The organism is Pseudonocardia halophobica, assembly GCF_027922425.1.
Lineage (GTDB): Bacteria > Actinomycetota > Actinomycetes > Mycobacteriales > Pseudonocardiaceae > Pseudonocardia > Pseudonocardia halophobica.
Genome location: NZ_BSFQ01000091.1, coordinates 1 through 2,124, shown reverse-complemented (window position 1 = coordinate 2,124; position 2,124 = coordinate 1). Strand labels below are relative to the sequence as shown.

Annotated in this window: 1 protein-coding gene; it reads left to right on the top strand. The window is 71.8% G+C overall.

All coding sequences use genetic code 11. From position 1 onward, the window contains the following. Nucleotides 1–4 precede the first annotated feature (4 nt). A partial coding sequence (locus tag PKE99_RS37285) for an FdhF/YdeP family oxidoreductase (protein ID WP_271214995.1) occupies nt 5–2,124 on the top strand: 2,120 nt, incomplete at its 3' end.

Sequence of the window (2,124 nt, the reverse complement as noted above, 5' to 3'; positions counted from 1 at the left end):
GGCGGTGCGGGTGTCGATGGCCCGGGCGCTGCGGCAGATGGGGCCGCTGAAGTCGGCGCGCAACCTGTTGACGCTCAACCAGGTCGACGGGTTCGACTGCATGTCCTGCGCCTGGCCCGACCCCACCGACCACCGGCACACCGCGGAGTTCTGCGAGAACGGCGCCAAGGCCGTCTCGTGGGAGGGCCAGCGCGACACCGTCGACGCCGCGTTCTTCGCCGCGCACCCGATCTCCGAGCTGGTCCGACAGTCCGACCACTGGCTGGAGCGCCAGGGCCGGCTGGTCGAGCCGATGGTCCGCCGGGCCGGCGCCGACCACTACCAGCCGATCTCCTGGGACGCCGCGTTCGCCCTGATCGCCGAACACCTCCACGCCCTCGACAGCCCGGACGAGGCACTGTTCTACACCTCCGGGCGGGCCTCGAACGAGGCCGCGTTCGTCTACCAGCTCTTCGCCCGCGCCTTCGGCACCAACAACCTGCCCGACTGCTCGAACCTGTGCCACGAGTCCACCTCGGTCGCACTCGCCCGCACCATCGGCATCGGCAAGGGCTCGGTCTCGCTGCAGGACCTGCACGAGGCCGACCTGATCGTGATCTCCGGGCAGAACCCGGGCACCAACCACCCGCGGATGCTCTCCGCGCTGGAGATCGCCAAGCAGCACGGCGCGAAGATCCTGGCGATCAACCCGCTGCGCGAGGCGGGGCTGCTGCGCTTCGACAACCCGCAGAAGCCCACGGGCCTGGCCGGGCGCGGCACCGGGCTGGCCGACCGCTACCTGCAGATCCGCTCGAACGGCGATCTCGCCCTGTGGCAGGCCCTCGGGCACCTGCTGCTGGAGCGCGGCGCCGTCGACCGCGATTTCGTCGCCCGGCACACCGTCGGGTTCGACGCCTGGGCCGCGCACCTCCGCGACCTCGACCGCGCCGCCGTCGTGGCCGCCACCGGCCTCGACTGGGCCGAGATCGAGGCCGCCGCGGAGCTGTTCGCCACCTCGGACAAGATCGTGAACTGCTGGGCCATGGGCATCACCCAGCACCGCCACGCCGTCGCCACCATCACCGAGTTCGTCAACGTCGCCCTGCTGCAAGGCATGATCGGCAAACCCGGCGCCGGGCTGTGCCCGGTCCGCGGGCACTCCAACGTCCAGGGCGACCGCACCATGGGCATCTGGGAGAAGGCCCCGGACGCCTTCCTCGACGCCCTCGGCGCCGAATTCGGCTTCGCTCCCCCGCGCGGGCACGGCCACGACGCCGCCGCCGCGGTCCGCGCCCTACGCGACGGGCACGCCCGGGTCTTCATCGGGCTCGGCGGCAACTTCGCCGCCGCCATGTCCGACACCCACATCACCGAGGCCGCGCTGCGCTCGGCCGCGCTCACCGTGCAGATCTCCACCAAGCTCAACCGCAGCCACCTCACCGCCGGCCACGACGCGCTGATCCTGCCCACCCTCGGGCGCACCGAGCAGGACACCACCGGCGGGCTCGTCCAGCGGGTCACCGTCGAGGACTCCATGTCCGCGGTGCACGCCTCCCGCGGCCGCTCCGAGCCCGCCGGCCCACACCTGCGGTCCGAGGTCGACATCCTCTGCGGCATCGGCTCGGCCACCCTCGGCGACCGGTACGGCATCCCATGGCAGGACTTCGCTGCCGACTACTCCCGCATCCGGCAGTCCATCGGCCGGGTCGTGCCCGGCTGCGAGGCCTACGACGAGAAGATCAACCGCCGCGGCGGGTTCACCCTGCCCCACCCGCCCCGCGACACCCGCACCTTCCCCACCCCCGAGGGCAAGGCCGTGTTCACCGTCAACCCCCTCCAGGTCGCCCAGGTCCCCGAGGGGCGGCTGGTGCTGCAGACCATCCGCAGCCACGACCAGTTCAACACCACCGTCTACGGCCTCGACGACCGCTACCGCGGCATCCACTCCGGCCGCCGCGTCGTGTTCATCTCCCCCGCCGACCTCGACGAACTCGGCCACGCCGACGGCGACCACGTCCACCTCGTCTCCGAATGGGACGACGGCCACGGCGTCATCACAGAGCGCCGGGCGGAGAACTTCCGGCTCGTCTCCTACGACACCCCCAAGGGCTGCATCGCCGCCTACTACCCCGAAACCAACCCCCT